This window comes from Streptomyces sp. NRRL F-2664, assembly GCF_000719345.1.
GTDB lineage: Bacteria > Actinomycetota > Actinomycetes > Streptomycetales > Streptomycetaceae > Streptomyces.
The window spans coordinates 109,483-132,097 of sequence record NZ_JOFX01000013.1 but is presented as its reverse complement, the minus strand read 5'-3'; the positions used below and the strand labels follow the sequence as shown (position 1 = coordinate 132,097).

At 73.3% G+C, this 22,615-nt stretch carries 25 protein-coding genes and 1 riboswitch; of the genes, 11 read left to right on the top strand and 14 right to left on the bottom strand.

Features of this window, described 5'->3' with window-relative positions; genetic code table 11:
• Positions 1 to 53 precede the first annotated feature (53 nt).
• Genes IF89_RS0114885 through IF89_RS0114870 form a run of 4 tightly spaced genes read right to left on the bottom strand, consistent with a single transcriptional unit; the run spans position 54 to position 4,262 of the window.
• The gene (locus IF89_RS0114885; RefSeq protein ID WP_030766871.1) at positions 54 to 1,277 is read right to left on the bottom strand and encodes an amidohydrolase family protein; all 1,224 of its coding nucleotides are present in this window, start codon (positions 1,275 to 1,277) and stop codon (positions 54 to 56) included.
• Entirely contained in the window at positions 1,274 to 2,566 is a 1,293-nt protein-coding gene (locus tag IF89_RS0114880) for an amidohydrolase family protein (protein WP_030766868.1), read from the bottom strand. The genes IF89_RS0114885 and IF89_RS0114880 overlap by 4 nt, the downstream gene beginning before the upstream one ends.
• Positions 2,567 to 2,578: 12 nt before the next feature.
• The gene (locus IF89_RS0114875; protein WP_030766866.1) at positions 2,579 to 3,463 is read right to left on the bottom strand and encodes an SDR family NAD(P)-dependent oxidoreductase; all 885 of its coding nucleotides are present in this window, start codon (positions 3,461 to 3,463) and stop codon (positions 2,579 to 2,581) included.
• A 1-nt stretch (position 3,464) separates the two neighbouring features.
• Positions 3,465 to 4,262, bottom strand: coding sequence for an acetoacetate decarboxylase family protein (locus tag IF89_RS0114870; protein WP_030766864.1), 798 nt, complete (start codon positions 4,260 to 4,262; stop codon positions 3,465 to 3,467).
• A gap of 125 nt (positions 4,263 to 4,387) precedes the next feature.
• On the opposite strand from IF89_RS0114870, the gene IF89_RS0114865 reads away from it, so the two are divergent.
• The 5 genes from IF89_RS0114865 (at position 4,388) to IF89_RS0114845 (ending at position 8,044) form a co-directional block, all read left to right on the top strand.
• Complete coding sequence (locus IF89_RS0114865) at positions 4,388 to 5,041, top strand: TetR/AcrR family transcriptional regulator (RefSeq protein ID WP_043193946.1); 654 nt, start codon at positions 4,388 to 4,390, stop codon at positions 5,039 to 5,041.
• A 58-nt stretch (positions 5,042 to 5,099) separates the two neighbouring features.
• Positions 5,100 to 6,074 (top strand): DEDDh family exonuclease, encoded by a 975-nt coding sequence (locus IF89_RS0114860; RefSeq protein WP_030766860.1) that lies wholly within the window; start codon positions 5,100 to 5,102, stop codon positions 6,072 to 6,074.
• Between the two features lie 99 nt (positions 6,075 to 6,173).
• Positions 6,174 to 6,407, top strand: coding sequence for a hypothetical protein (locus IF89_RS0114855; protein WP_030766858.1), 234 nt, complete (start codon positions 6,174 to 6,176; stop codon positions 6,405 to 6,407).
• 79 nt (positions 6,408 to 6,486) lie between these two features.
• Entirely contained in the window at positions 6,487 to 7,278 is a 792-nt protein-coding gene (locus IF89_RS0114850) for an SURF1 family protein (RefSeq protein WP_030766855.1), read from the top strand.
• 10 nt (positions 7,279 to 7,288) lie between these two features.
• Complete coding sequence (locus IF89_RS0114845) at positions 7,289 to 8,044, top strand: SDR family oxidoreductase (RefSeq protein WP_030766852.1); 756 nt, start codon at positions 7,289 to 7,291, stop codon at positions 8,042 to 8,044.
• A 43-nt stretch (positions 8,045 to 8,087) separates the two neighbouring features.
• Here the strand turns inward: IF89_RS0114845 and amaP are convergent, their stop codons facing one another.
• The 8 genes from amaP to IF89_RS0114805 form a co-directional block, all read right to left on the bottom strand.
• Positions 8,088 to 8,645, bottom strand: coding sequence for an alkaline shock response membrane anchor protein AmaP (gene amaP / locus IF89_RS0114840; RefSeq protein WP_030766849.1), 558 nt, complete (start codon positions 8,643 to 8,645; stop codon positions 8,088 to 8,090).
• Positions 8,642 to 9,205, bottom strand: coding sequence for a DUF6286 domain-containing protein (locus IF89_RS0114835; protein WP_043193944.1), 564 nt, complete (start codon positions 9,203 to 9,205; stop codon positions 8,642 to 8,644). Before IF89_RS0114835 ends, amaP begins: the two co-directional genes overlap by 4 nt.
• Positions 9,202 to 9,624 carry a hypothetical protein gene (locus tag IF89_RS37995; RefSeq protein ID WP_043193943.1) on the bottom strand — a complete coding sequence of 141 codons (423 nt, stop codon included), beginning with the start codon at positions 9,622 to 9,624 and terminating at the stop codon, positions 9,202 to 9,204. The genes IF89_RS0114835 and IF89_RS37995 overlap by 4 nt, the downstream gene beginning before the upstream one ends.
• Positions 9,625 to 9,630: 6 nt before the next feature.
• Complete coding sequence (locus IF89_RS0114825) at positions 9,631 to 9,813, bottom strand: hypothetical protein (RefSeq protein ID WP_030766842.1); 183 nt, start codon at positions 9,811 to 9,813, stop codon at positions 9,631 to 9,633.
• Between the two features lie 17 nt (positions 9,814 to 9,830).
• Entirely contained in the window at positions 9,831 to 10,256 is a 426-nt protein-coding gene (locus IF89_RS0114820; protein ID WP_030766839.1) for an Asp23/Gls24 family envelope stress response protein, read from the bottom strand.
• A 126-nt stretch (positions 10,257 to 10,382) separates the two neighbouring features.
• Positions 10,383 to 11,162: an enoyl-CoA hydratase/isomerase family protein gene (locus tag IF89_RS0114815; protein ID WP_030766836.1), complete on the bottom strand. Its 780-nt coding sequence runs from the start codon at positions 11,160 to 11,162 to the stop codon at positions 10,383 to 10,385.
• Positions 11,163 to 11,318: 156 nt separating this feature from the next.
• Positions 11,319 to 11,540: a helix-turn-helix domain-containing protein gene (locus IF89_RS0114810; RefSeq protein WP_030010789.1), complete on the bottom strand. Its 222-nt coding sequence runs from the start codon at positions 11,538 to 11,540 to the stop codon at positions 11,319 to 11,321.
• Between the two features lie 417 nt (positions 11,541 to 11,957).
• On the bottom strand, positions 11,958 to 13,556 hold the full coding sequence (locus tag IF89_RS0114805; protein ID WP_030766833.1) for an ABC-F family ATP-binding cassette domain-containing protein: 1,599 nt from the start codon (positions 13,554 to 13,556) through the stop codon (positions 11,958 to 11,960).
• 319 nt (positions 13,557 to 13,875) lie between these two features.
• On the opposite strand from IF89_RS0114805, the gene IF89_RS0114800 reads away from it, so the two are divergent.
• On the top strand, positions 13,876 to 14,766 hold the full coding sequence (locus IF89_RS0114800; RefSeq protein ID WP_030766830.1) for a neutral zinc metallopeptidase: 891 nt from the start codon (positions 13,876 to 13,878) through the stop codon (positions 14,764 to 14,766).
• A gap of 62 nt (positions 14,767 to 14,828) precedes the next feature.
• Positions 14,829 to 15,224 (top strand): VOC family protein, encoded by a 396-nt coding sequence (locus IF89_RS0114795; RefSeq protein ID WP_030766828.1) that lies wholly within the window; start codon positions 14,829 to 14,831, stop codon positions 15,222 to 15,224.
• A 45-nt stretch (positions 15,225 to 15,269) separates the two neighbouring features.
• Here the strand turns inward: IF89_RS0114795 and IF89_RS0114790 are convergent, their stop codons facing one another.
• The gene (locus IF89_RS0114790; RefSeq protein WP_078628307.1) at positions 15,270 to 16,694 is read right to left on the bottom strand and encodes a hypothetical protein; all 1,425 of its coding nucleotides are present in this window, start codon (positions 16,692 to 16,694) and stop codon (positions 15,270 to 15,272) included.
• A 117-nt stretch (positions 16,695 to 16,811) separates the two neighbouring features.
• A complete protein-coding gene (locus IF89_RS0114785) occupies positions 16,812 to 17,942 on the bottom strand; it encodes an alpha/beta hydrolase family protein (RefSeq protein ID WP_030766824.1) in 1,131 nt (376 codons plus the stop codon).
• A 309-nt stretch (positions 17,943 to 18,251) separates the two neighbouring features.
• Here IF89_RS0114785 and IF89_RS0114780 point away from each other — a divergent pair, with 309 nt between their 5' ends.
• From IF89_RS0114780 to IF89_RS0114765, 4 genes are all read left to right on the top strand, one after another.
• Positions 18,252 to 19,520: an inorganic phosphate transporter gene (locus IF89_RS0114780; RefSeq protein WP_030766821.1), complete on the top strand. Its 1,269-nt coding sequence runs from the start codon at positions 18,252 to 18,254 to the stop codon at positions 19,518 to 19,520.
• A 31-nt stretch (positions 19,521 to 19,551) separates the two neighbouring features.
• Positions 19,552 to 19,773, top strand: coding sequence for a hypothetical protein (locus tag IF89_RS0114775; RefSeq protein ID WP_030766819.1), 222 nt, complete (start codon positions 19,552 to 19,554; stop codon positions 19,771 to 19,773).
• A gap of 173 nt (positions 19,774 to 19,946) precedes the next feature.
• Positions 19,947 to 20,034: riboswitch (cobalamin riboswitch) on the top strand.
• A 58-nt stretch (positions 20,035 to 20,092) separates the two neighbouring features.
• Positions 20,093 to 21,049: a cobalamin biosynthesis protein gene (locus IF89_RS0114770; protein WP_030766817.1), complete on the top strand. Its 957-nt coding sequence runs from the start codon at positions 20,093 to 20,095 to the stop codon at positions 21,047 to 21,049.
• Positions 21,046 to 22,566: a cobyric acid synthase gene (locus IF89_RS0114765; protein WP_030766816.1), complete on the top strand. Its 1,521-nt coding sequence runs from the start codon at positions 21,046 to 21,048 to the stop codon at positions 22,564 to 22,566. The genes IF89_RS0114770 and IF89_RS0114765 overlap by 4 nt, the downstream gene beginning before the upstream one ends.
• Positions 22,567 to 22,615: the final 49 nt, after the last annotated feature.

Below are 22,615 nucleotides of genomic sequence, written 5' to 3'. Positions count from 1 at the left end.
TGGTTACCGTCGGTTCGGCGAGGGTGGGGAATGAAAGGGTTCGAGACGTTTCGTCACCAGACGCGGACCGAGCCCCCCGGGGCGAAGGCAGGGCTGGTGGCCGCCGGGGGGATTTCCGCCAGGGGTTCGGCGATCTCCCGGACCAGCGGGCCGTGCTTCGCCGCGAGGGCGTCGAGGAGGGTCGGGTCGAAGCCGTAGACGCGGGCCGCGTTGCCGCCGACCATCGCGGCGACCTCCTCGCGCGGCAGGCCCGCGTAGGCGATGCGCAGACCCTCGCGGGAGAAGGGGGTCGTGCCCTCGTCGTGGGGGTAGTCGCTGCCCCACATGATCTTGTCGAGACCGATCCGGTCCCGCAGGGGGACCTCGTGCGGACGCATGAAGCTCGCCCCCACGAAGCAGTTGTCCCGCCAGACCTCGCTCGGGCCCTTGCCCATGGCCTCGGCGAGGCCCGCCCCGAACTTGGCCTCGGCCGTGGCCGACGCCGCGACCAGGCGGCCGTGGTAGTAGTCCAGCATCTCCAGCACGCCCGGGATCCAGCCGGAGCCCTGCTCCGTCAGGACCAGCTTCAGCCCCGGGTGGCGCCGGAACGCCCCGCCGAAGACGAGGTGCCACAGGGCGCGGTGGGAGAACCACGTGGTCTCCACCATGAACACCGCCCGGGCCGCCGGTTCGTCGCCGAGCGGCGGCGACGCCGAGCCGCCGTGGTGGTTGACGGGGACGTCGAGCTCGTCGCAGACCGCCCAGACGGGGTCGTAGACGGCCGAGTACAACTCGGGCACCGGGGAGCCGGGCGGTACGCCGGGCAGCAGGATGCCGCCCGTCAGGCCCGCCTCTTTCGTACGGCGGATCTCCCGGACCGCCGCGTCCACGTCGTTGAGGAGGATCTGCGCGACGCCCGCGCGCCGGCCCGGCGCGTCCGCGCAGAAGTCCGCCAGCCAGCGGTTGTGGGCCTGGAGGCCGGCCCAGCGCATCGCGAACTCCGCGGCGGTCGGCGGCTGGGCCATCAGGGAGGCCTTGGGGAAGAACGGCGGGACGGTGTTGGGGAAGACGACCTCGGCGACGATGCCGTCCGCCTCCAGCTCGGCCAGTCGGCGGGCCGAGTTCCAGTTGCGGTCCGCCGTGTCCGCCAGGAGGTCCTCGTACGGGTTGACGTACGTGGCGGCCCAGGCGTCGAACTCGTCGTGGTGGCGCTTCTCCAGGTACGGCTTGTAGTCCAGCAGGTCTGCGCCCGCGTGGCAGTCCGCCGAGATCACCGTGTAGCGGTCGTCGCCGGTCACCGTGCCACCCCCAGGACCGGGAAGTCGTGGCCGGTCAGCCAGTGCCGGCCGACCTCGCGCGAGCGCGCCCAAGAGGCCGCCACCGCCGCCTGGTCCGGGGACTGGCCCAGCTCGGCGGGGGTGGGGCCGATCCGCCGGGCGATCGGGGCCAACTTCTCCGTGTCGAAGCCGAAGACCTCGGCCGCGGCGAGCCCGAGCATCCGCCGGGTCTCGTCGACCGGGATGTCGTGGAAGGTCTTCCGCAGCCAGGCGCGGGTGTCGGGCCAGGTGCCCTCGGGGTGCGGGAAGTCCGAGCCCCACAGGATGTTGTCCACGCCGATCTCGTAGCGCTGGGCCAGCTCGCGCCGCTTGGTGTTCGTCGCGCAGACGAACACCTGCCGGTCGAGGTACTCGCTCGGCGGCCGCTTCAGCTCCTCGAACGGCGAGAGCTTCTTGCCGCCGTGCGCGCCGAGGTAGAGCCGGTCCATGAACCACAGCTGGTTCGGCAGCCACCAGCAGCCCGACTCCGCCACTCCGAACCGCAGGCCGGGGTGCCGCTCGAAGACCCCGGACCAGAGCAGGAACCACAGCGGGCGGGCCGGCCACCAGGTGACCTCGGAGACGAAGATGCCCAGGTGGTCGCCGTACTCGTGGCGCGGCGAGGCCCCGGAGTGGGTCACGATCGGCATCCGTGTCTCGGCCGCCGCCGCCCAGACCGGGTCGTAGCGGCGGTCGTGGTAGGGCGCCTTGTCGACCCACATGGCGGGGATCATCAGCGCGCCCAGCCCGGACTCCTTGGCCCGGTGGACCTCGGCGACGACCTCGGACGGCTCGCCCGTGATGGGCAGCAGGGCGACGCCGCAGTGCCGTTCGGGGTTCTGCGAGACGAACTCGGCCAGCCACCGGTTGTGCGCCTGCGCGCCCGCCATGCCCAGCTCGGGGTCCTGGTCGCCGGAGAGCCCGAGCCCCACCCCGAAGGGGGCCGCGGTCCGGCTGTCGACGGCGTCCGCGTCGGGGAAGACGACCTCCGCGGCGACGCCGTCGCCGTCGAGCTCCTTCAGCCGCCGGCCGGTGTCCCAACCTCCCCGGAGGCCTTCCTCGTGGTCGTGGAACCACTTCTCGGCGAAGGCCTCGTTGCGCACGCCCAGCCGGGTGGCCTCCGCGCGGCGGGCGTCGCGCCGGCCGAGGAACTCGTCGAACTGCGGGTGGAAGCGGGAGTCGAGATAGGGGCGGTACAGCTCCGTGGGCAGGCCCGCGTGGCAGTCGGAGGAGATGATCAGGTACGGGTCTTCGTACGGTGTGTCGCTCATGGCGGACGCTCCTCAGTCGAGGATGAAGCTCTCCAAGTAGGCGGGATTGGCGCGGTCGAGCATCGATTGCGCCCGGGCGCGGATCTGGCGGTCGCTGTGCTCGCTCGGCGGCAGCATCCAGAAGCGGTCGGCGCGGATGCCGTCGACGACGTGCTCGGCGACCTCCTCGACGGGGGTGAAGTCCACCTCGCGGCCGGCCTGCTTCATGGCGGCCTCGTACTGGTCGAGGGTGCGGTACGGGGTCCTGCGCGGGCGCTGCTTCGCGTAGCGCCCGGGCCGGTTGCGGTGGGACTCCCACAGTCCGGTGCGCAGCATGTGCGGGCCGGGGAAGAGCACGGAGGCGCCGACGGCGGCGCCCTCCGCCCTCAGGTGGGCGTAGAGGGACTCGGTCATGGTGACCACGGCGGCCTTGGTGACGGCGTAGACGGAGGCGGTGGGCAGCGGGGCGATGCCGCCGTCGCCGGAGGAGGTGTTGACGACGTGGCCCGGGGCGCCGCCGGCGATCATGCGGGGGACGAAGGCCTGGATTCCGTGGAAGACGCCCCAGACGTTGACGGAGAAGGCCCACTTCCAGTCGTTGGGCTCGTGCTCCCACATCCGGCCCTCGGCGCCGGAGCCGACGCCGGCGTTGTTGCAGAGCACGTGGACGGCGCCGAAGGCGTCGTACGCGGCATCGGCCAGGGCGAGCACGCTGTCGCGGTCGCCGACGTCGACGGTGCGTGCGAGGATCCGGGCCCCGTCCGCGGCGAGTTCGTCGGCGGCCTTGCGCAGGGCGGCCTCCTCGACGTCGGCGAGGACCACCCGCAGCCCCTCGGCGGCGAAGCGGCGGGCCATGGCGAGGCCGATCCCGCTCGCGGCGCCGGTGACGACGGCCACCTGTCCCGCTTCGAGCCTCATCTCACACGCTCCCTTCGGGGGGTCCGTCGAGGATCTGCAGGGGGTCGTCGTAACGCTGGTGGATGTACGGGAGGAGGGCCCGGGCGCTGACCTGCTCGACGACCCGGCCCTTCTGGTCGGTGGTCCGCTCGCCGATGGTGATCTCCACGAGCCGGCGGACGGGCAGGTCGGCCACGGGATCGAACATCGACTCGCGCAGGACGACGTCACCGGTGACGTGCTCCAGCCTGCGGGCCCGCTCGTTGCGGACGCAGTGCACGAGGACCGGTTCGGCGTCGAAGCCCGAACCGTCCACGGAGGGCAGGAACTTGAAGTAGAAGTCGGTCTTGCGGACGGCCCCGGGCAGGGGGAGCTCGCGGTCCACGGCGCCGCGCACCTCCACGAAGGCGATGCCGTGCCGGGCGAGGGCGGCCCGGACGACGAGGCCGTCCCGCTCGACGGTGACCTCGCCGAGCTTCTTCGGTTCCCCGAAGACCTCGCGGCCGCCGGTCAGGGCGCGCTCGTGGGTCATCGGCATGACCAGCGGGTACCAGCCCTCCACCCCGTCGTGCCGTGCGGCGACGGCCACCGAGCCCGCGCCGAGCGGGTGGCCGGGCAGGTCGACCTTGCTCATGTTCGCCCGTACGAGGGGCCGGTCGGCCGGTTCGAGCGGCGGCGGGAGGACCGCGGCGACGACGTCCGGATCGGTCTCCCAGACGGCCACCACACCGGTGGACCAGATGTCGGGGAGCCGGGAACTTCTCTCGCGCGATGCGGCGATCTCGGCCTCGGTCCGCGCTCCGTACCGTACGCGTGCCATGTGTCGCACCATCTCTCGGCTAGGCGGAGTCGGTTCTGTAACACAGTTACACCGCTGCCGATGAAGAATGAAGACCCCTGCACGCACAAGAACTGACGCATCGACAGACGGATGGGACCGCGGACATGGCCAGACCCTCGCTGACCCGCGACGAGGTCCTGGACGCCGCCGCGTCCCTGGTCGAGCAGGGCGGTCCGGCCGCCCTCACGATGCGGGCACTGGCCGCGGAGCTGGGCACCGCGGTGACGTCCATCTACTGGCACGTCGGCAACCGCGAATCGCTGCTGGACGCCCTCGTGGAGCGCACCGTGCAGGAGATGGGCGCGATCCGCCCCGCCGGCCGCACCCCGGCCGAGCGGATCCTGTCGGTCGCCCGGATCCTGCGCCGTGAGCTGCGCGGACGGCCCCACCTGATCGCGATGGTCCACGAACGGGGGCTCACCGAGCGGATGTTCCTCCCGGCTCAGCAGGCGCTCGTGCACGAGGTGCACGCCGCGGGACTGCGCGGCGCCCGGGCCGCGGACGCGGTGCGCGCCGTGCAGTTCCAGATCGTCGGCTTCCTGCTCGTCGAGCGCAACCGCGAGCGCTCCCCCGCCCAGTCCCCGGCCGAGAGCGAGCTGTGGGATCCGGCCTCGGCCCCCCACGACCCGGCGCTCGCCCGCGCGCTGGCCCGGCCGGCCGATCCGGAGCGCCTCTTCCTGCTCTCCGTACGGGCCCTGGTGGCGACCCTGCTGGCGCAGGGCCGACCCGGCGGCGAGGCAGGGGCACGGCAGGGCTGACGCAGGCTGACCCAGGGTGGGGCAGCGGTGTCAGTCCGTGCCGATATCCTCTGTGACCATGCTCGACGACCGTACGACCGCAGAGACCGCGTGGCCGACCGCGTACCCCCAGGGGTACGCGGTCGTCGACGTGGAGACCACCGGGCTCGCGCGCGACGACCGGATAGTCTCCGCCGCCGTCTACCGGCTCGACGCTCAGGGCAACGTGGAGGACCACTGGTACACGCTGGTCAACCCCCAGCGGGATCCGGGGCCGGTGTGGATCCACGGTCTGACGAGTGCCGTCCTCGCGGATGCGCCCCTCTTCGAAGACATCGCCGAGGAGTTCGCCGGCCGGCTCGCGGACCGGGTCCTGGTCGCGCACAACGCCATCTTCGACTGGCAGATGATCGCCCGCGAGTACGCGCGCGCCGAGACGTCCGCGCCGGTCCGTCAGCGCCTGTGCACCATCGCCCTGTCGAAGGAGCTGAACCTCCCGCTGCCCAACCACAAGCTGGAGTCGCTGGCCGCGCACTTCGGGGTGGTCCAGCAGCGCGCCCACCACGCGCTCGACGACGCACGCGTCCTCGCGGAGGCCTTCCGGCCGTCGCTGCACGCGGCGGCGCAGGGCGGCGTACGGCTGCCCCTGCTGGAATGCCGGCCGCTGACGGAGTGGACGGACTCGGCCGCCACCCCGCGCATCGGCCACCAGGCGTCGTACCGGGGCGGCGGCAGCTGGCGGCCCTCGCGCCGGCGGCCGCCCTGCCCGCACCCCAATCCGGGCCGGTTCGAGGACGGAAAGCCGCTGAAGCAGGGCATGCGGATCGCCTTCTCGGGTGACACCTCGGTGGAGCGGGAGCTGTTGGAGGACCGGGCGATCGAGGCGGGGCTGCACGTCGCGACGAGTGTGTCGCGGCTCACGAGTCTCCTGGTGACGAACGACCCGGACTCGGCGACGTCGAAGACGGTGAAGGCGAAGTCCTTCGGCACCCCGGTCGTCGACGAGGCGGCCTTCACGCAGCTGCTGCGGGACGTGGCCCCGGCCGGGGAGTGAGCGGACGGGCCGCTGCCGGTTGGGCCGGGCGGGTGTCCGCGCGGCGACTCACCAGGGTGGATCTTGTTCCGCCGCTCCGCCGTGCGCAGCATGCGGCCCATGGCACGTTGTGAGGTCTGCGGAAACGACTACGGCATGTCCTTCGAGGTGCACGCGCAGGGCGCGGTGCACGTCTTCGACTGCTTCGCCTGCGCCATCCACCGCATGGCGCCCATCTGCGAGCACTGCCGCGTCCAGATCATCGGACAGGGCGTCGAGGTCGAGGGCCAGTGGTTCTGCGGCGGGCACTGCGCCCGCGCGGAAGGGAAGGTGGGCATCGTCGACCACGTCTGACCGCCGCACCCCGCGCGCCGCGACCCCGGTGGGCCACCCGGCCACCGGGGTCCTCGTCGTCCGGGGTACCGTCGTGGGCGTGTACCGCTTTGTGCTGACCCGGCAGTGGGTGTCCCTCACCCTCGTCGCCCTCGTCCTCATCCCCGTGATGATCAAGCTGGGGTTCTGGCAGTACCACCGCCATGTGCACCGGGTGGCGCAGAACCAGCTGATCGAGGCGAACCTGCGGGCGGAGCCCGTCCCCATGACGGAGGTCACCTCCCCCGGCCACAAGGTCCCCCGGGCCGACTTCTGGCGCTCGGTCACCGCGACCGGCACGTACGACTCCGCGCACGAGGTGGTCGTACGGATGCGCACCTCGAACGGCGACAAGGTCGGCTTCCACGTCGTGACCCCGCTCGTCCTCACCGACGGCCGGGTGGTGCTGGTCGACCGCGGCTGGGTGCCGGGCGGCGACGACCCGCGCGCCTATCCGCCGGTGCCGGCCGCGCCCGCGGGCGAGGTCACGGTCACCGGGCGGCTGAAGGCGGACGAGACGAGCGGCAGCAGCGGTATCAAGGACCGCAAGGGCCTGCCCGACCGTCAGGTGATGCTGATCAACAGCGCGCAGCAGGCGGAGCGCCTGGGCCGGCCGGTCCTCGGCGGCTATCTGGAGCTGACCGGTCCGGATCCGGGCGAGGGTGGTCCGGAGACCGTCGCCGACCCCGACCACGACTCGATCGGCGCGCACATGGCCTATGCGGTGCAGTGGTGGCTGTTCGCCTCCGCGGTACCGGTGGGCTGGCTGGTCCTGGTGCGGCGCGAGAAGCGCGACCGCGAGGCGGCGGCGGCCCGCGCCGAAGCCGCCGAGCAGGAGCCCGCGACGGCGTAGCGTGTCGGGCATGGATCTTGGACTGAAAGACCGTGTCTACATCGTCACCGGGGCCACGCGCGGCCTCGGTATGGCCTCCGCCCGGGAACTGGTCGCCGACGGCGCGAAGGTCCTGGTGACGGGCCGGGACGAGCAGCGCGCGGCGGACGCCGCGGCCGCACTGGGCCCGAACGCCGTCGGGGCCGCCGCGGACAACGCGGACCCGGCGGCGGCCGGCCGGCTCATCGCCGCCGCGCACGAGCGCTTCGGCCGCTTCGACGGCATCCTCATCAGTGTCGGAGGGCCCGTGCCGGGTTTTGCCGTCGACAGCACCGACGAGCAGTGGTCGGCCGCCTTCGAGTCCGTCTTCCTGGGCGCGGTGCGCCTGGCCCGGGCGGCCGCGGCGGCACTGGGCGAGGGCGGGGTCATCGGTTTCGTGCTGTCGGGCTCGGTCCACGAGCCGATCCCCGGCCTGACCATCTCCAACGGCCTGCGGCCGGGCCTGGCGGGCTTCGCGAAGTCCCTCTCGGTGGAGCTCGGTCCGCGCGGGATCCGCGTCGTGGGACTGCTCCCGGCGCGCATCGACACCGACCGGGTGCGCGAGCTCGACGCGCTGTCCGGTGACGCCGAGGCGGCCCGTGCCGGCAACGAGTCCCGCATCCCGCTGCGCCGGTACGGCTCGCCGGAGGAGTTCGGCCGCACGGCGGCGTTCCTGCTCTCGCCGGCCGCCTCGTACCTGACGGGCGTGATGCTCCCGGTCGACGGCGGCTCCCGGCACGGCTTCTGACCCTGCGTTGCGGCAGCCGCCGCCGGCGGCTGCCGCTCAGGGGTCAGCTGACGCGGCGGGCCCGGTGGGAGGTCACCTTGAAGCGGGCCTCCGCCGGCAGTTCCGGGAGGTTGGCCGAGGTGCGGGCGTGGGTCAGGACGGGCCCGGCCAGGCCGGCCAGGGTGTCGGCCGGCACCGCGTGGGGCTCCAGCTCCACCGCCACCCGCAGGGCCGGTGAGCTGCGCCGTCCGCGCAGGGCGACCCGGCAGCGCGCGACCCCGTCCAGGGCACCGGCCTCGGCCGCGACGGCGTCCGCCAGGGCGCGGCCGCGCAGTACGGCGAAGGCTCCGTCCCGGGTGTCCACGGCGACCGTCCGCAGCCGGGCACGCTTCAGCTGGGCCAGCAGCCACCACAGGGCGAGCAGCAGGCACACGGCGAGGGCGGCGACCAGCAGCCACCACCACCAGCCGTCGGCGTGCAGGTACCGGCGCCGGTCGGCGGCGGTCAGCAGGGGTTCGGTGCGGCCCCGCAGCGGCCGAGTGGCCGTCAGCAGGACGATCCCTGCCGCCAGCAGCACGGCTCCGGTCACCGCCAGCAGGGTCCGGTTCACGATCCCGATCAATCCGCTCGCCTCCTGACCCGTAGTCGCGGCCGCGGCGGGTGCACGAGGCCCAGTTCCTCGATGCCGACGGCGATCACCCGGTCCAAGTCGGCCCGTACCTCGTCCAGGTCGCGGAAGTGGGAGGTGGCGCGCACCCGGACGCGGGAGCGGCCCATCCGGACCCGGGCGGACCGCACACCGGGCACTTCCATGGCCCGGTCCCGCAGCACCTGAGCGGCGTCCTTGCGGCCAATGCCGGCCCGCAGGGCGCTACCGGCCCCGGGCGCGCCGTCCGGTTCGGGGCCGCGCATCATCAGGATCCGGCGGATCCCGGGGGTGAGGGCCAGCACCAGGAGCACCGCCCCCGCCAGGGCCAGGACCCCGCCGGCCACCTGCACCCACAGGTCGGCCGGGGTGTGGACCTCCAGCCGGCGGGCGAGCTCGCGGCGCCAGGCCATGGCGGGGCGACCGGCCCGTACCGCGGCCAGGTCGTAGAGGAACAGGCCGACCACGCCGATGACGACCAGGGCGACGAGCGCCGCGGGAATGCGGCGGGCGGAGCGGAAGCGGTGTGCCGTCACAGCAGCCGCCGGTCCCGCCCGGCGCCGGTCCGGCCCCGGGAGGAGTGCAGGTGCTCGATGTCGACGTCCACCTCGGGCACGGACATGTTCGCGTACTCCTCGACGCGGCGCACGACCCTGCTGCGGACGGCGGCGCACTGGGCCGCGAGGTCGGAGGGGTAGTCGAGCTCGATGCTCACCCGGACCCGCGCGATGTCGTGGTGCACGGTGACGGTGGCGTGCGGGGGTGTGCCGGAGTTCCCGGCGAGCGCCTCACGGGCCGCCTGCGCGGCGATCTTGGCGACGACCCGGTCTGCGACACGGATGGCCCCGCGGTCGGCGGCGGCCACCGCCGCCGGGGTGGGCCGTGCGCCGGCCGGCGGCGCAGCGCGGCCCGGCGGGGTGGGGCCCGGCGGGGTGGCCTGCGGCAGGGTGCTCATCGCGGCTCACCTCCGCCGGTCGCGGCTGCGGAACAGGTCCCCGGCATCCAGGTCCCCGTCGAGGAAACGACCGGCGACGAAACCGACGGCCCCGAGGGCCGCGACCAACAGAAATGCGCCGAATCCACCGAAATACCCGGCGAATCCTAGGGCAATGCCGGCCAACATGCCGGCGACCGCCATGCTCATGTGCGGGCTCCTCTCGGCTACTGGAGTCGGGACTCCGGCTCCTCGTCGGGCTCGTCGGGCAGCTTGACGTCGCCCACGGCGATGTTGACCTCGACGACCTCCAGTCCGGTCATGCGCTCGACCGAAGAGACGACGTTCTCGCGGACCGCCCGCGCCACGTCACGGATCGAGACGCCGTAGTCGACGACGATCTCCAGGTCGAGGGCGGTCTGGACCTCGCCCACCTCGGCCTTGACGCCGCGGGTGACCGCGGCCTTCTCGCCGCCGGGGACCCGGTCCCGGACTGCGCCGAACGTACGGGAGAGGCCGCTTCCCAGAGCATGCACGCCGACCACTTCCCGGGCGGCGAGGCCGGCGATCTTCTCGACCACCCCGTCTGCGATGGTCGTGCGCCCCCGGTCGCCGGGTGCCTTGTGGGAGCCCCCTGATGCGGTGTCGGTCATCGCGTGTCCCTTCACGTGTACGGACTCACTCCGTCCACGGTAGGCGCGCGGAGGCCAGAAGGCGCCCCGGGGCTACGCCGGTCGGCGTGCTCCGGGGCGCCTTCCGGCCCGCGGGTGGGGGTGGAGTCAGTCCGACAGGCCCGCCAGGTCCCGCAGGCGGCGGGCCTGGGCGGCGCGCTCGGCGGCGCGCTGCTCGTCGTAGGAGCGGGTCTGCGCGGAGCGCAGCAGGGTCTTCGTCTCGATCACGGCGTCCCGCGGCGGGGCCAGCAGGGCGGTGGTCAGGTCCTGGACGGCGGCGTCGAGCTCGTCCGCCGGGACGACCAGGTTGGCGAGGCCGACCCGCTCCGCCTCCTCGGCGTGCACGAAGCGGCCCGTCGCGCAGATCTCCAGGGCGCGGGCGTAACCGACCAGGGAGGCCAGCGGCTGGGTGCCGGCCAGGTCGGGGACGAGGCCCAGGCTCGTCTCGCGCATGGCGAACTGCACGTCGTCGGCAACCACGCGTAGGTCGCATGCGAGCGCGAGCTGGAATCCGGCGCCGATCGCGTGCCCCTGCACGGCGGCGACGGAGATGATGTCGTTACGCCTCCACCAGGTGAACGCCTCCTGGTACTCCGAGATGGTGGCGTCGAGCCGTTCGTCCGAACCGCGCGCCAGATCGAGGAAGGACGGCTCGCCCTCGAAGCCTTCGGGGGTGAACGCCTGCCGGTCGAGCCCGGCGGAGAAGGACTTGCCCTCGCCGCGCAGCACGACGACCCGGACGGTGCCCGGCAATGACCTTCCCGCCTCGGCCAAAGCCCGCCAGAGCGCGGGGGATTGGGCATTTCGCTTGGCCGGATTGGTCAGTGTCACCGTGGCGACCGTGTCGTCGACGGTGAGCCGTACGCCGTCCTTGTCGAGCAGAGCCATCCGTGTGCCTCCGGTGTGCAGTCGGCCGCAAGCTCGGCCTAAGTGACTGCACAGTAACCACCCGGTCGACCGGGAGGCCGACCGGGGGTCACCGGAAGGAACGTCGGATCATGTGAGCCTTGGAGCGGTTGGAGCGTTGGAACCGATGGACCGGGGTCAGGCCGTAGCCGCCTTCTTGCCGCGCGTCGCGCCACCGCGGCCACGCAGTGAAACCCCGGACTCACTGAGCATCCGGTGGACGAATCCGTAGGACCGGCCGGTCTCTTCGGCCAGCGCCCGGATACTCGCACCGGAGTCGTACTTCTTCTTCAGGTCTGCCGCGAGCTTGTCGCGCGCGGCGCCGGTCACCCGGCTGCCCTTCTTCAGAGTCTCGGCCACCCGTGCCTCCTCATGGGAAGTGCGCTCTGGACTTCTCATGATCACCCCTCCCCGGCTTCCTGGCCACCCATTCAGCAAGGTCGGTACGGCGGGCTTTCCCGAGCCATGGACACCCGACCAGAACGGAATCTCCCCTTCCGCCACATGACTTCCGTCACACTTCGCCGTCCGGCGCGGAAACCTCCAGGTCAGGGGCGGGACGACGGAACGACGAAGGCCCCGGCCGCGCCCCTCGCGGGAGCGGCCGAGGCCCTCGTACGACGCGCAGCGGTACGAGACGGTCTCACTCAGTTGATGGATCACCCCTGAGCCGAATGATCCATAAGGGACTGGATCAGCACCGGGACCGCATCCCGGCGCCCTCTCCGCTCCTGCCCGGCCCGGCCGAGCGGCGGTGGCCGGGGGGCGGGCGAGGGGTCAGGCCAGGGCCACCAGGTCCCGGTAGTCCGGGCCCCACAGGTCCTCGACGCCGTCCGGCAGCAGGATGATGCGCTCCGGTTCGAGGGCCTCGACGGCGCCCTCGTCGTGCGTGACGAGGATGACGGCGCCCTTGTAGGTGCGCAGCGCGCCCAGGATCTCCTCGCGGCTGGCCGGGTCGAGGTTGTTCGTGGGCTCGTCGAGGAGCAGCACGTTCGCCGAGGAGACGACCAGCGTGGCCAGCGCCAGACGGGTCTTCTCGCCGCCCGAGAGCACGCCGGCGGGCTTGTCGACATCGTCGCCGGAGAACAGGAAGGAGCCGAGGGTCTTGCGCACGTCGACCAGGTCCAGGTCGGGCGCGGAGGAGCGCATGTTCTCCAGGACCGTGCGGTCGGGGTCCAGGGTCTCGTGCTCCTGGGCGTAGTAGCCGAGCTTGAGGCCGTGGCCGGGCGTGACCTGGCCGGTGTCGGGCTGCTCGGCGCCCGCGAGCAGGCGGAGCAGGGTGGTCTTGCCGGCGCCGTTGAGGCCGAGGATGACGACGCGGGAGCCCTTGTCGATGGCCAGGTCGACGTCGGTGAAGATCTCCAGGGAGCCGTACGACTTCGACAGGCCCTCGGCGGTCAGCGGGGTCTTGCCGCAGGGCGCCGGGTCAGGGAAGCGCAGCTTGGCGACCTTGTCGGAGACGCGGACGGCCTCCAGGCCGGACAGCAGCCGCTCGGCGCGCTTGGCCATGTTCTGCGCGGCGACCGTCTTGGTGGCCTTGGCGCGCATCTTGTCGGCCTGCGAGTTCAGGGCCGCGGCCTTCTTCTCGGCGTTCTGGCGCTCGCGCTTGCGGCGCTTCTCGTCCGCCTCGCGCTGCTGCTGGTAGAGCTTCCAGCCCATGTTGTAGACGTCGATCACGGACCGGTTGGCGTCCAGGTAGAACACCTTGTTCACGACGGTCTCGACCAGGTCGACGTCGTGGGAGATCACGACGAAGCCGCCGCGGTAGTTCTTCAGGTAGTCCCGCAGCCAGACGATCGAGTCGGCGTCGAGGTGGTTCGTGGGCTCGTCGAGGAGCAGGGTGTCGGCGTCCGAGAAGAGGATCCGGGCCAGCTCGACGCGGCGGCGCTGACCACCGGAGAGGGTGTGCAGCGGCTGGCCGAGGACCCGGTCGGGCAGGCTGAGCGCGGCCGAGATGGTGGCCGCCTCGGACTCGGCGGCGTACCCGCCCTTGGTGAGGAACTCGGTCTCCTGGCGCTCGTACTGCTTGAGCGCCTTCTCGCGGGTGGCGCCGGAGCCGGTGGCGATGCGCTCCTCGTTCATCCGCATCTTCTTGATGAGGACGTCGAGGCCGCGGGCGGACAGGATCCGGTCGCGGGCCAGGACGTCGAGGTCGCCGGTGCGCGGGTCCTGCGGGAGGTAGCCCACCTCGCCCGAACGGGTGATGGAGCCGCCCGCGGGCTGGCCCTCTCCCGCCAAGCACTTGGTGAGGGTGGTCTTGCCGGCGCCGTTGCGGCCGACCAGGCCGATGCGGTCGCCCTTGGCGATGCGGAACGAGGCGGACTCGATGAGGACGCGGGCGCCGGCGCGCAGCTCGATGCCGGTGGCGGTGATCACGGAAATGCTCCAGGGCGGGTCGGGACGGCGGAAGGGGGCAGGACGCGAGGGCTTCGACGCCGCTAATCCGCGAGGAGATTTGCCATGGGAGACATTCTACCGGGGGTGTGCAACCGGTTTACGGGGCGGCGGCGGCCGGCCCGCGGCCCTGTCCGCTCCCCCCGCATCCCCCTCGCCCGTCCGCCGTCCGGCTCCCGTCCGGCCCGCCGGCGAGCCGGCGGGCGGGGGCGCGGGCGGAGGCGAATGGGCCGATACTCGGCGCAGGTGCGGTCACGTGGCCGCACCGGCTTCACGGACGGGCGGATGGAGGGCGGTGCGGATGCAGTTCGACGACCATGCCGATCTGGACACGTCCGAGGTCAAGGACGTGCGGGGCAGTCGCATCCCAGGTGGCCGGGCCACCGTCGGCGGCGGCCTCGTCGGCATCATCGCGCTGATCATGGGTCTGCTCTTCGGGGTGGGGCCGGAGCAGCTGGGACTGTCCTCCGGTGACGAGGAGCCCGCACCGGCCGCGTCCTCCCTCAGCCAGGTGCAGCAGGCCTGCAGGACGGGCCGGGACGCGAACGCGCGCGAGGACTGCCGGCTGGTCGCGGTGGTCAACAGCACGCAGGACTTCTGGCGGCAGGAGTTCGCGCGCCGCCGCGGACAGTACGCCCCGGCGTCCACGGTCTTCTTCGGCGGCCGGGTGAACACCGCGTGCGGCGCCGCCACCGCCGCCGTCGGACCCTTCTACTGCCCCGCCGACCGGCAGGTCTACCTGGACCTGGGCTTCTTCGACGAGCTGCGCACGAAGTTCGGGGCGAGCGGCGGCCCCTTCGCCCAGGCGTACGTGGTCGCCCACGAGTACGGGCACCACATCCAGAACCAGCTGGGCACCCTCCAGCGGGCGCAGGACGGGCAGCAGGGTGCGGACAGCAACGCGGTCAGGGTCGAGCTGCAGGCCGACTGCTACGCGGGAGTGTGGGCGCACAACGCGACGCGGACCCCGGACGAGTCCACAGGACGGCCCCTGATCACGAACCTGACCGACGAGGACATCACGGACGGGCTCGACGCGGCGGCCGCGGTCGGCGACGACCGCATCCAGGAGAGGCTCCAGGGCCGGGTGACTCCGGAGTCCTGGACCCACGGCTCGGCGGAGCAGCGCCAACAGTGGTTCTACCAGGGCTATCGGACGGGCGACATGGCCCGGTGCAACACCTTCCGCTGACGGTCGTCGGCGCCTGCCATGCTGTGTGGCGCGGGTCACCGTCACGAGAGGGAGTGATCGTCATGGCAGGCGTTCCGTCCATCTGTCCCACGCTGGTCTACCGCGACGCGAAGGCGGCGATCAAGCTGCTGACCGAGGCCTTCGGCTTCAGCCAGGTCGCGGTGTACGAGGGGGACGACGGTTGCGTGGTGCACGCGGAGCTGGCGTACGGCAACGGGGTGGTGATGCTGGGCAGCAGGGGCACCGGCAGCGTCTTCGACAAGGCCATGGAGGGCGGCGGGCCCTGCGGGGTGTACGTGGTGGTCGACGACGTGGACGCCCACCACCGGCGGGCCGTCGAGCACGGGGTGGAGGTCCTGATGGAGCCCACCGACCAGGACTACGGCTCGCGCGACTACATGGCCCGCGACGGCGAGGGCAACATCTGGAGCTTCGGCACGTACGCCCCGCAGGTCTGAGACCCGCGACCGGGACCGGTCCTGCGGTGCGTACGCGCGTGGAGCTCAGGCACCTCCGGTGTGGACCTGGAAGGCGGCCCGCCGCACCGCTTTGGCCAGGGCCGGGTCCGGGTGGGCCGCGGCCAGCGCGACCAGGACCTGCACGGTGCGCGGATGGCCGACCGCGCGCACCTCGTCCAGCAGCCTGGGGACGGTGGTGCGGACGGCCGAGTCCAGGTGGCGGGCGAGCAGCTCCGCCTCACCGTGGTCGGCGATGGCGGCGGCGGTGTCCACCCAGAGCCAGGTCGACTCCTCGGCGGTGAGGACGTCCTGGGCGTCGTCGGGGTCGATGCCGTCGTGCTCGGCGAGCCAGAGCAGCGCGTACGGGCGCAGCGCGGGCTCGCGCACGGTGGCGCGCACCTCGGGCTCGGCGGGGGCGCCGACCACGCGCAGCGCCTCGAAGGCGAGGCCGCGCAGCAGGGCGTCCTCGCCGCGGGCGGCCTGGAGGAGCTCGGCCACGGCGTGGCCGACGGGCCGGGCGGCCAGCCAGGCCTGGTACTCGGCGCGGGCCGGTCCGGGGGTGAGGCGGGCGCAGCCGTGCAGCATGGCGGCGGCGGACTGTTCGATGTTCCCGGCGGGGCTCTGCGCCGCGACGCAGATCTGCTCCAGCTTGACCCAGACGGCCCAGCTGCCGAGCGGGGTGAGGGTGGCCCGGGCCGGTCCGAGGGTGACGGCGTCCACGGCGGCGAGGCCGCCGAGCGCCCAGCGCAGCAGCCGGGCGAGCGGGACGGGGCGGGCTTCGGCGGAGCCGGTGGCGCAGGTCGGTGCCACCGCGGACTCGGCCTCGTAGGGGATCTCGCAGCGCTCGTCGCGCAGTTCGCTGACGCGCTGGCCGAGCAGGTCGAGCAGGTCGGGGACGGTCACCGGGCCCGCGGACAGTTGGAGCAGCGAGAGCAGCTGGGGCATGGCCTCGACGACCTCGGCGACGGCCGCCGGGGCGATGTCGGCGGGGGCCGGGTGGACCAGCGACCAGGCGTCGAAGAGGGCGACCCAGCCGCGCAGCACGGCGGTGTCGTCGCGGTCCCATGCGCGCAGGCGCCAGCCGGGCCGGGCGTGGCCGCCGTGCACCTCGACGAGGCCGGCGAGGCGGGCGCGGTCCCAGCCGACGCGGATCTGGCCGTGCGTCAGGCCCAGCTCCTCGGCGGCGCGTTCGACGTCGGCTGCGGGCAGGGCTCCCGTGGGGGCCGGCCGGCCGCCGTCCGCGGCACCGAGGTTGTGCTCGGCCCAGCGGGTCAGCCGGACGGCGTCCGCCAGGGAGGCCCGGGCCCGGTCGGCGAGGTCGGCGGTGGCGGGGGTGCCCGCCGGGGGCCGCGGGGCGGGGCGGGTGCGGCGGTCGGTCACCGCCTTGCGTGCCGCGGCGACGGAGCGCGGGGAGACGAGTCGGAGTCTGGAGTCGCGAGCCAACTGCTCATCAGGCTTTCGGGACGTCACGGAAGCAGTCTCGCCCGTCACTGGCCGAAAGCCCAAACGGAATGGCCTCCTTCCGCCGCCCGCCGCCGGGGCAGACCGGGACATCCCGCCCGGAGGACCCTCTCCGTCACACGGCCTTCACATCAGCGGGGTGAGGAAGCGGCGCAGGGCCTCCTCGTACCCGTCGGGGTCGGCGTTCCACATCGCCCCGTGTCCGGCGTCGCGGACCGTCTGCAGGGTGACCAGGTCGGGTCGGGCGGCCGCGAGCCGGCGGGAGGGCTCCCAGGGGGCGAGGGTGTCGTCGGGGCCGTGGAAGATCAGTACGGGGACTTTGAGCGCTCCGGGGTCGGCGCCGGGCGGGAGGCGGTCGGCGCGCAGCCCGGAACGGCCCTCGGCGGCCCGCACCGCCAGCGCGAGCACCGGGGCCGGGGTGCGGCGCGCCGCGGCGAGTGCGCGAAGCGTGGTGCGCCAGTCGAGTACGGGCGAGTCCAGCACCAGACCGGAGATCCGGTCGGCGAGCGCCGAGCGCTCGACGGCGTGCAGGGCCATGGTGGCGCCGGTGGACCAGCCGTGCAGGATCACGCGCCGGGCGCCGTAGCGCAGGGCGTAGCGGATGGCGGCGTCCAGGTCCCGCCATTCCGACGCGCCGAGGTGGCCGAGGCCGTCGGGGGGTTGGGGGGCGCCGAGGTCGCCGCGGTAGCCCAGGCCGAGGACGGGCAGCCGGTGGCGGTGCAGGAAGGGCATGACGACCATCGGGTGCTCGCGGCCGGCGCCGAGTCCGTGCACGGTGATCACCCAGGTGTCGCGGGCGGCGGGCACGAACCACGCGGGGAGCGCGCCCAGCTCGCCGGGGACGTCCACGTCGGCGTGGTCGAGTCCGAGTGCGGTGCGCGGGTCCCCGGCGTGTACCTGGGGGGTCAGGGTGACCCGGGTGCCGGGGTCGAGCGTGCCGTGGGTGACGGAGAGGAGCCGGCGCACGACGGTGTCCGGGTCGTGGTCGGCGTCCGCGAGGACGGGCCCGACGGCTGCGTGCACACCGGGCGCGGCCAGGCCGTAGGTGCCGGGGCGGAGGGAGGCGAGGGAGCGGGTGAGCGCGATCCGGCCGTCCCCGGCGGAGTGGACGCTCAGCCGGGGCCCGCCGGGGAGTGGTGCGCCGGGCCGGGGGCGCAGGGCGGCGTCGGCGGCGTACCGGCCGGCCGCCACGGCGGCCACGCCCGCGCCGACGAGAGTCGTGGTGACGGCCACTGCCGTCGCTGTCACGGTACGCACGGTTCCAGTGTCGTCGCACAGAGTCCGCCGAGCCACTGGAGGGAGGCGTTCCGGGTCTACGCGGGGAGAGTGATCCGGGTCACTTTCGCGGGACGACAAGGGTGGCCGGGAGTCTCGCCGGGGACGTGCGGAGGGGTTCATTCACCCGGCTTTGACGTGCACCAATGCAGAAATCTACGTAATAATCAGGACGAATGTCCCGATCGCGCCCCGTGCCGGTACACCGCTCCGCCGGAGCCAGTTCACCTTCCGTTCATCCAGGTTGCCTACGTTCGCCGAGCCACTGACGCCAAACAGAAGCCTGGGTAAATGGAGCACATAACGCTTCTCCTCGGGATCGTGATCATCACCGCTCTCGTGTTCGACTTCACGAACGGTTTTCACGACACGGCCAACGCGATGGCCACCACCATCTCGACCGGCGCCCTCAAGCCCAAGACCGCGGTGGCCATGTCCGCCGTGCTCAACCTCGTCGGCGCGTTCATGTCCGTGGAGGTCGCCAAGACGATCTCCAAGGGCCTCGTCAACGAGGAAGGCATCCAGCCAGAGGTGATCTTCGCCGCGCTGGTCGGCGCGATCCTCTGGAACCTCGTCACCTGGCTGGTCGGACTCCCGTCCAGTTCCTCCCACGCCCTGATGGGCGGCCTGATCGGTGCCGCGGTCGCCTCCGCCGGCATCGGCGCGGTCAACGGCGGGGTCGTCGTGACCAAGGTCCTCATCCCCGCGATCGCCGCCCCGCTGGTCGCCGGCATCGCCGCGTACCTGGCCGCGAAGCTCACCTACAAGCTGGGTGACAAGGTCGGCGAGAAGACCTCCGCCAAGGGCTACCGCGCCGGGCAGATCGCCTCGGCCGGCCTCGTCTCCCTCGCGCACGGCACCAACGACGCGCAGAAGACGATGGGCATCATCACCCTGGCCCTCATCGCCGGCGGCGCGCTCGCGCCCGATGCCAACCCCCCGGTGTGGGTCATCGTCTCCGCGGGCGTCGCCATCGCGCTCGGCACCTACCTGGGCGGCTGGCGCATCATCCGCACCATGGGCAAGGGCCTGACCGACCTGCAGCCGCAGCAGGGCTTCGCCGCCCAGACCTCGGCCGCGTCCGTCATCCTCGCCTCCTCGAACCTCGGCTTCTCCCTCTCCACCACCCACTCGTGCTCCGGCGCGGTCATGGGTGCGGGCCTGGGCCGCAAGGGCGGTGTGGTCCGCTGGTCCACCGCGACCCGCATGTTCGTCGCGTGGGGCCTGACCCTGCCGGCCGCCGCGCTGGTCTCGGCCGGCGCCGAACTGATCATGCGCGTCGGTGACCTCGGCATCGCCGCCGTCACCGTCTTCCTGATCGGCTCCTGCCTCGCCATCTGGCTCATCTCCCGGCGCCAGGTGGTCGACCACAACAACGTCAACGACGTCGAGCAGGCCGACGCCGATGCCCCGGGCGTCGTCACCACGGCGATGGCCGCCGTCACCGTCCCGCCGACCGTCGCCGCCGCCGGCACCATCGCCGCGGTCACGGACGAGGACCTCAAGGCCACCATCCCGGCCGCGACGCAGACCCCGGCGGCCCCCGCCGCGACGGTCTGACCGAGACAGAGACACAAGAGGAATCGGCAGTATGAAGATCGACTGGGAAGCGCTCGGCTCCGTGTTCGGAGTCAGCCTCTTCGCCACCGTCGCCCTCGTGGCCCTCTTCACCCTGGGCCTGGTGGGCCTGTCCAAGCACGAGGCCGCCACCGAGCAGGGCGGCAGCGCCACCCTCGCCCGCAGCGGTGCCTACCTCTGCTTCGCGCTCGTCGCGGCGGCCGTGACGTACGGGATCTACCTGATCGTCGCCTGAGCCGTCGCCCGTCCGCGCACGGCGCGGGCGGGGCGCACCGTCCTGAAAGCTCCCTCCGGGTCGTCCCGGGGGGAGCTTTCGCATCTCCCGGCCCGGCCGCGTCGCAGGTCAACGGCGAGTTGACGGGCCTTCGGGGTGCGTGGTGGACTGCCCGAGCCAATACGGCGGCATGGAGAGGAAGTCCGGTGCGATTCCGGCGCGGTCCCGCCACTGTCACCGGGGAACGCACGCCGTGCGCGAGCCCCCGGGAGCCAGGAACTCTCGCCGCCGGACACGTCGAACCAGGGCGCGGACCCTGAGTGAGGACATACCTGCCACCATGCGTGCCGATCGCGTTTTCGCGTACGGCGCCGCGGCGGGCCTGATCGGCGACCGGATCCTCGGTGATCCGCGCCGCGGGCACCCCGTGGCCGCCTTCGGACGAGCCGCCGCCGCCGTCGAGCGCTCCCTGTGGCGTGACGACCGCGCCCGCGGCGTCCTGCACACCCTGCTGTGCGTCGGGGGTGCGGCCGCCGTCGGCGCGCTGGGCGCCCGCGCGGTGCGCTCCCGGCCCGCGGCCGCCCGTATCGCCCTGACCGCCGCGGCCACCTGGGCGGTCGTGGGCGGCACCTCGCTGGGCCGGGAGGCCCGTGCCATCGGCGGTGCGCTCGCCGCCGGGGACATCGAGGTCGCCCGGGAACGGCTGCCGCACCTGTGCGGCCGCGACCCGCAGTCCCTCGACGGGCAGCAGATGGCCCGGGCGGTCGTGGAGTCCGTCGCCGAGAACACCTCCGACGCGGTGGTCGGGGCCCTGGTGTGGGGCGCCGTCGCCGGGGTCCCCGGACTGCTGGCGTTCCGCGCCGTCAACACCCTCGACGCGATGGTCGGCCACAAGTCCCCACGCCACCGGCGCTACGGATGGGCGTCGGCCCGGCTCGACGACCTCGCCGGCTGGCCCGGCGCCCGGCTGACGGCGCTGGCCGCGGTCGTCGCGGGCCCCGACCGGCGCGGGGCGGTGCGCGCCTGGCGCGCGGACGCCGCCGCACACCCGAGCCCGAACGCCGGGCCGGTCGAGGCCTCGTTCGCCGGGGCCCTCGGCGTCAGACTGGGCGGGACCCTGTCCTACGGCGGCCGGGTCGAGCACCGGGCCGTGCTGAACGGCGGATCCGGACGGCCGGTGGAGGTCGCGGACATCGAGCGGGCGGTCCGGCTGTCACGGCAGGTGACGTGGCTGGCGCTGGGCGCCTGCGTGGCCGGCCGGCTGCTGGGGGCACGAGCACGGAGGGGACGCGCATGAGCAGCGCGAAGCGCGGCGGCGGACTGCTGGTCGCGGGTACGACGTCGGACGCGGGCAAGAGCGTGGTCACGGCGGGCATCTGCCGCTGGCTGGCCCGCCAGGGCGTGAAGGTGGCGCCCTTCAAGGCGCAGAACATGTCGCTGAACTCCTTCGTCACCCGGGAGGGCGCCGAGATCGGGCGCGCCCAGGCGATGCAGGCCCAGGCGGCCCGCGTGGAACCGACCGCGCTGATGAACCCGGTGCTGCTCAAGCCCGGCAGCGACCGCAGCAGTCAGGTGGTGCTGCTGGGCAGGCCCGTCGGCGAGATGAGCGCGCGCGGCTACCACGGCGGTCGCCAGGAGCAGCTGCTCGGCATCGTCACGGACTGCCTGGAGCAGCTGCGGGGTACGTACGACGCCGTGATCTGCGAAGGGGCGGGCAGCCCGGCCGAGATCAACCTGCGCCGGACCGACATCGTGAACATGGGCATCGCGCGGGCCGCGCGCTTCCCGGTGGTCGTGGTCGGCGACATCGACCGCGGCGGGGTCTTCGCGTCGTTCTTCGGGACGACGGCGCTGCTCTCCCCGCAGGACCAGGCGCTGATCGCCGGGTACATGGTCAACAAGTTCCGCGGTGACGTGTCGCTGCTGGAGCCCGGCATGGAAATGCTGCGCGGGCTCACGGGCCGGTCGACGTACGGGGTGCTGCCGTTCCGGCACGGGCTGGGCATCGACGAGGAGGACGGCCTGCGCGTCTCGCTGCGGGGGGCCGTACGGGAGTCCGTGGTGGCTCCGCCCGTGGGCGAGGACGTGCTGCGGGTCGCCGTGTGCGCGGTGCCGCTGATGTCGAACTTCACGGACGTCGACGCGCTCGCGGCCGAACCCGGGGTCGTGGTGCGCTTCGTGGACCGGGCCGAGGAGCTGGCCGACGCGGACCTGGTCGTCGTACCGGGCACCCGCGGCACGGTGAAGGCGCTGGCCTGGCTGCGCGAACGCGGGCTTGCGGACGCGCTGGCCCGGCGGGCCGCCGAGGGCCGGCCGGTGCTGGGCGTCTGCGGCGGCTTCCAGGCCCTGGGCGAGCACATCGAGGACGACGTCGAATCGCGGGCCGGCTCGGTGGAGGGGCTCGGGCTGCTGCCGGTACGGGTGCGCTTCGCGCCGGAGAAGACCCTGGCCCGGCCGTCCGGGACCGCGCTCGGGGAGCCGGTGGACGGGTACGAGATCCACCACGGGGTGGCCGAGGTCCTGGGCGGGGAGCCCTTCCTCGACGGCTGCCGGGTGGGCTCGGTGTGGGGCACGCACTGGCACGGCTCGCTGGAGTCGGACGGCTTCCGCCGGGCGTTCCTGCGCGAGGTCGCCGCGGCCGCCGGGCGGCGTTTCGTACCGGCCCCGGACACCTCCTTCGCCGCGCTGCGCGAGGAACAGCTCGACGTGCTGGGCGACCTGATCGAGGAGCACGCCGACACCGATGCGCTGCTGAAGCTGATCGAAGCCGGCGCCCCGACCAGGCTGCCGTTCCTCCCGCCGGGCGCGCCGTGACGGCGGCGGCCCCGCGGGCGGCTTTCCCCCACCCCGTCCCTTCCCGAAG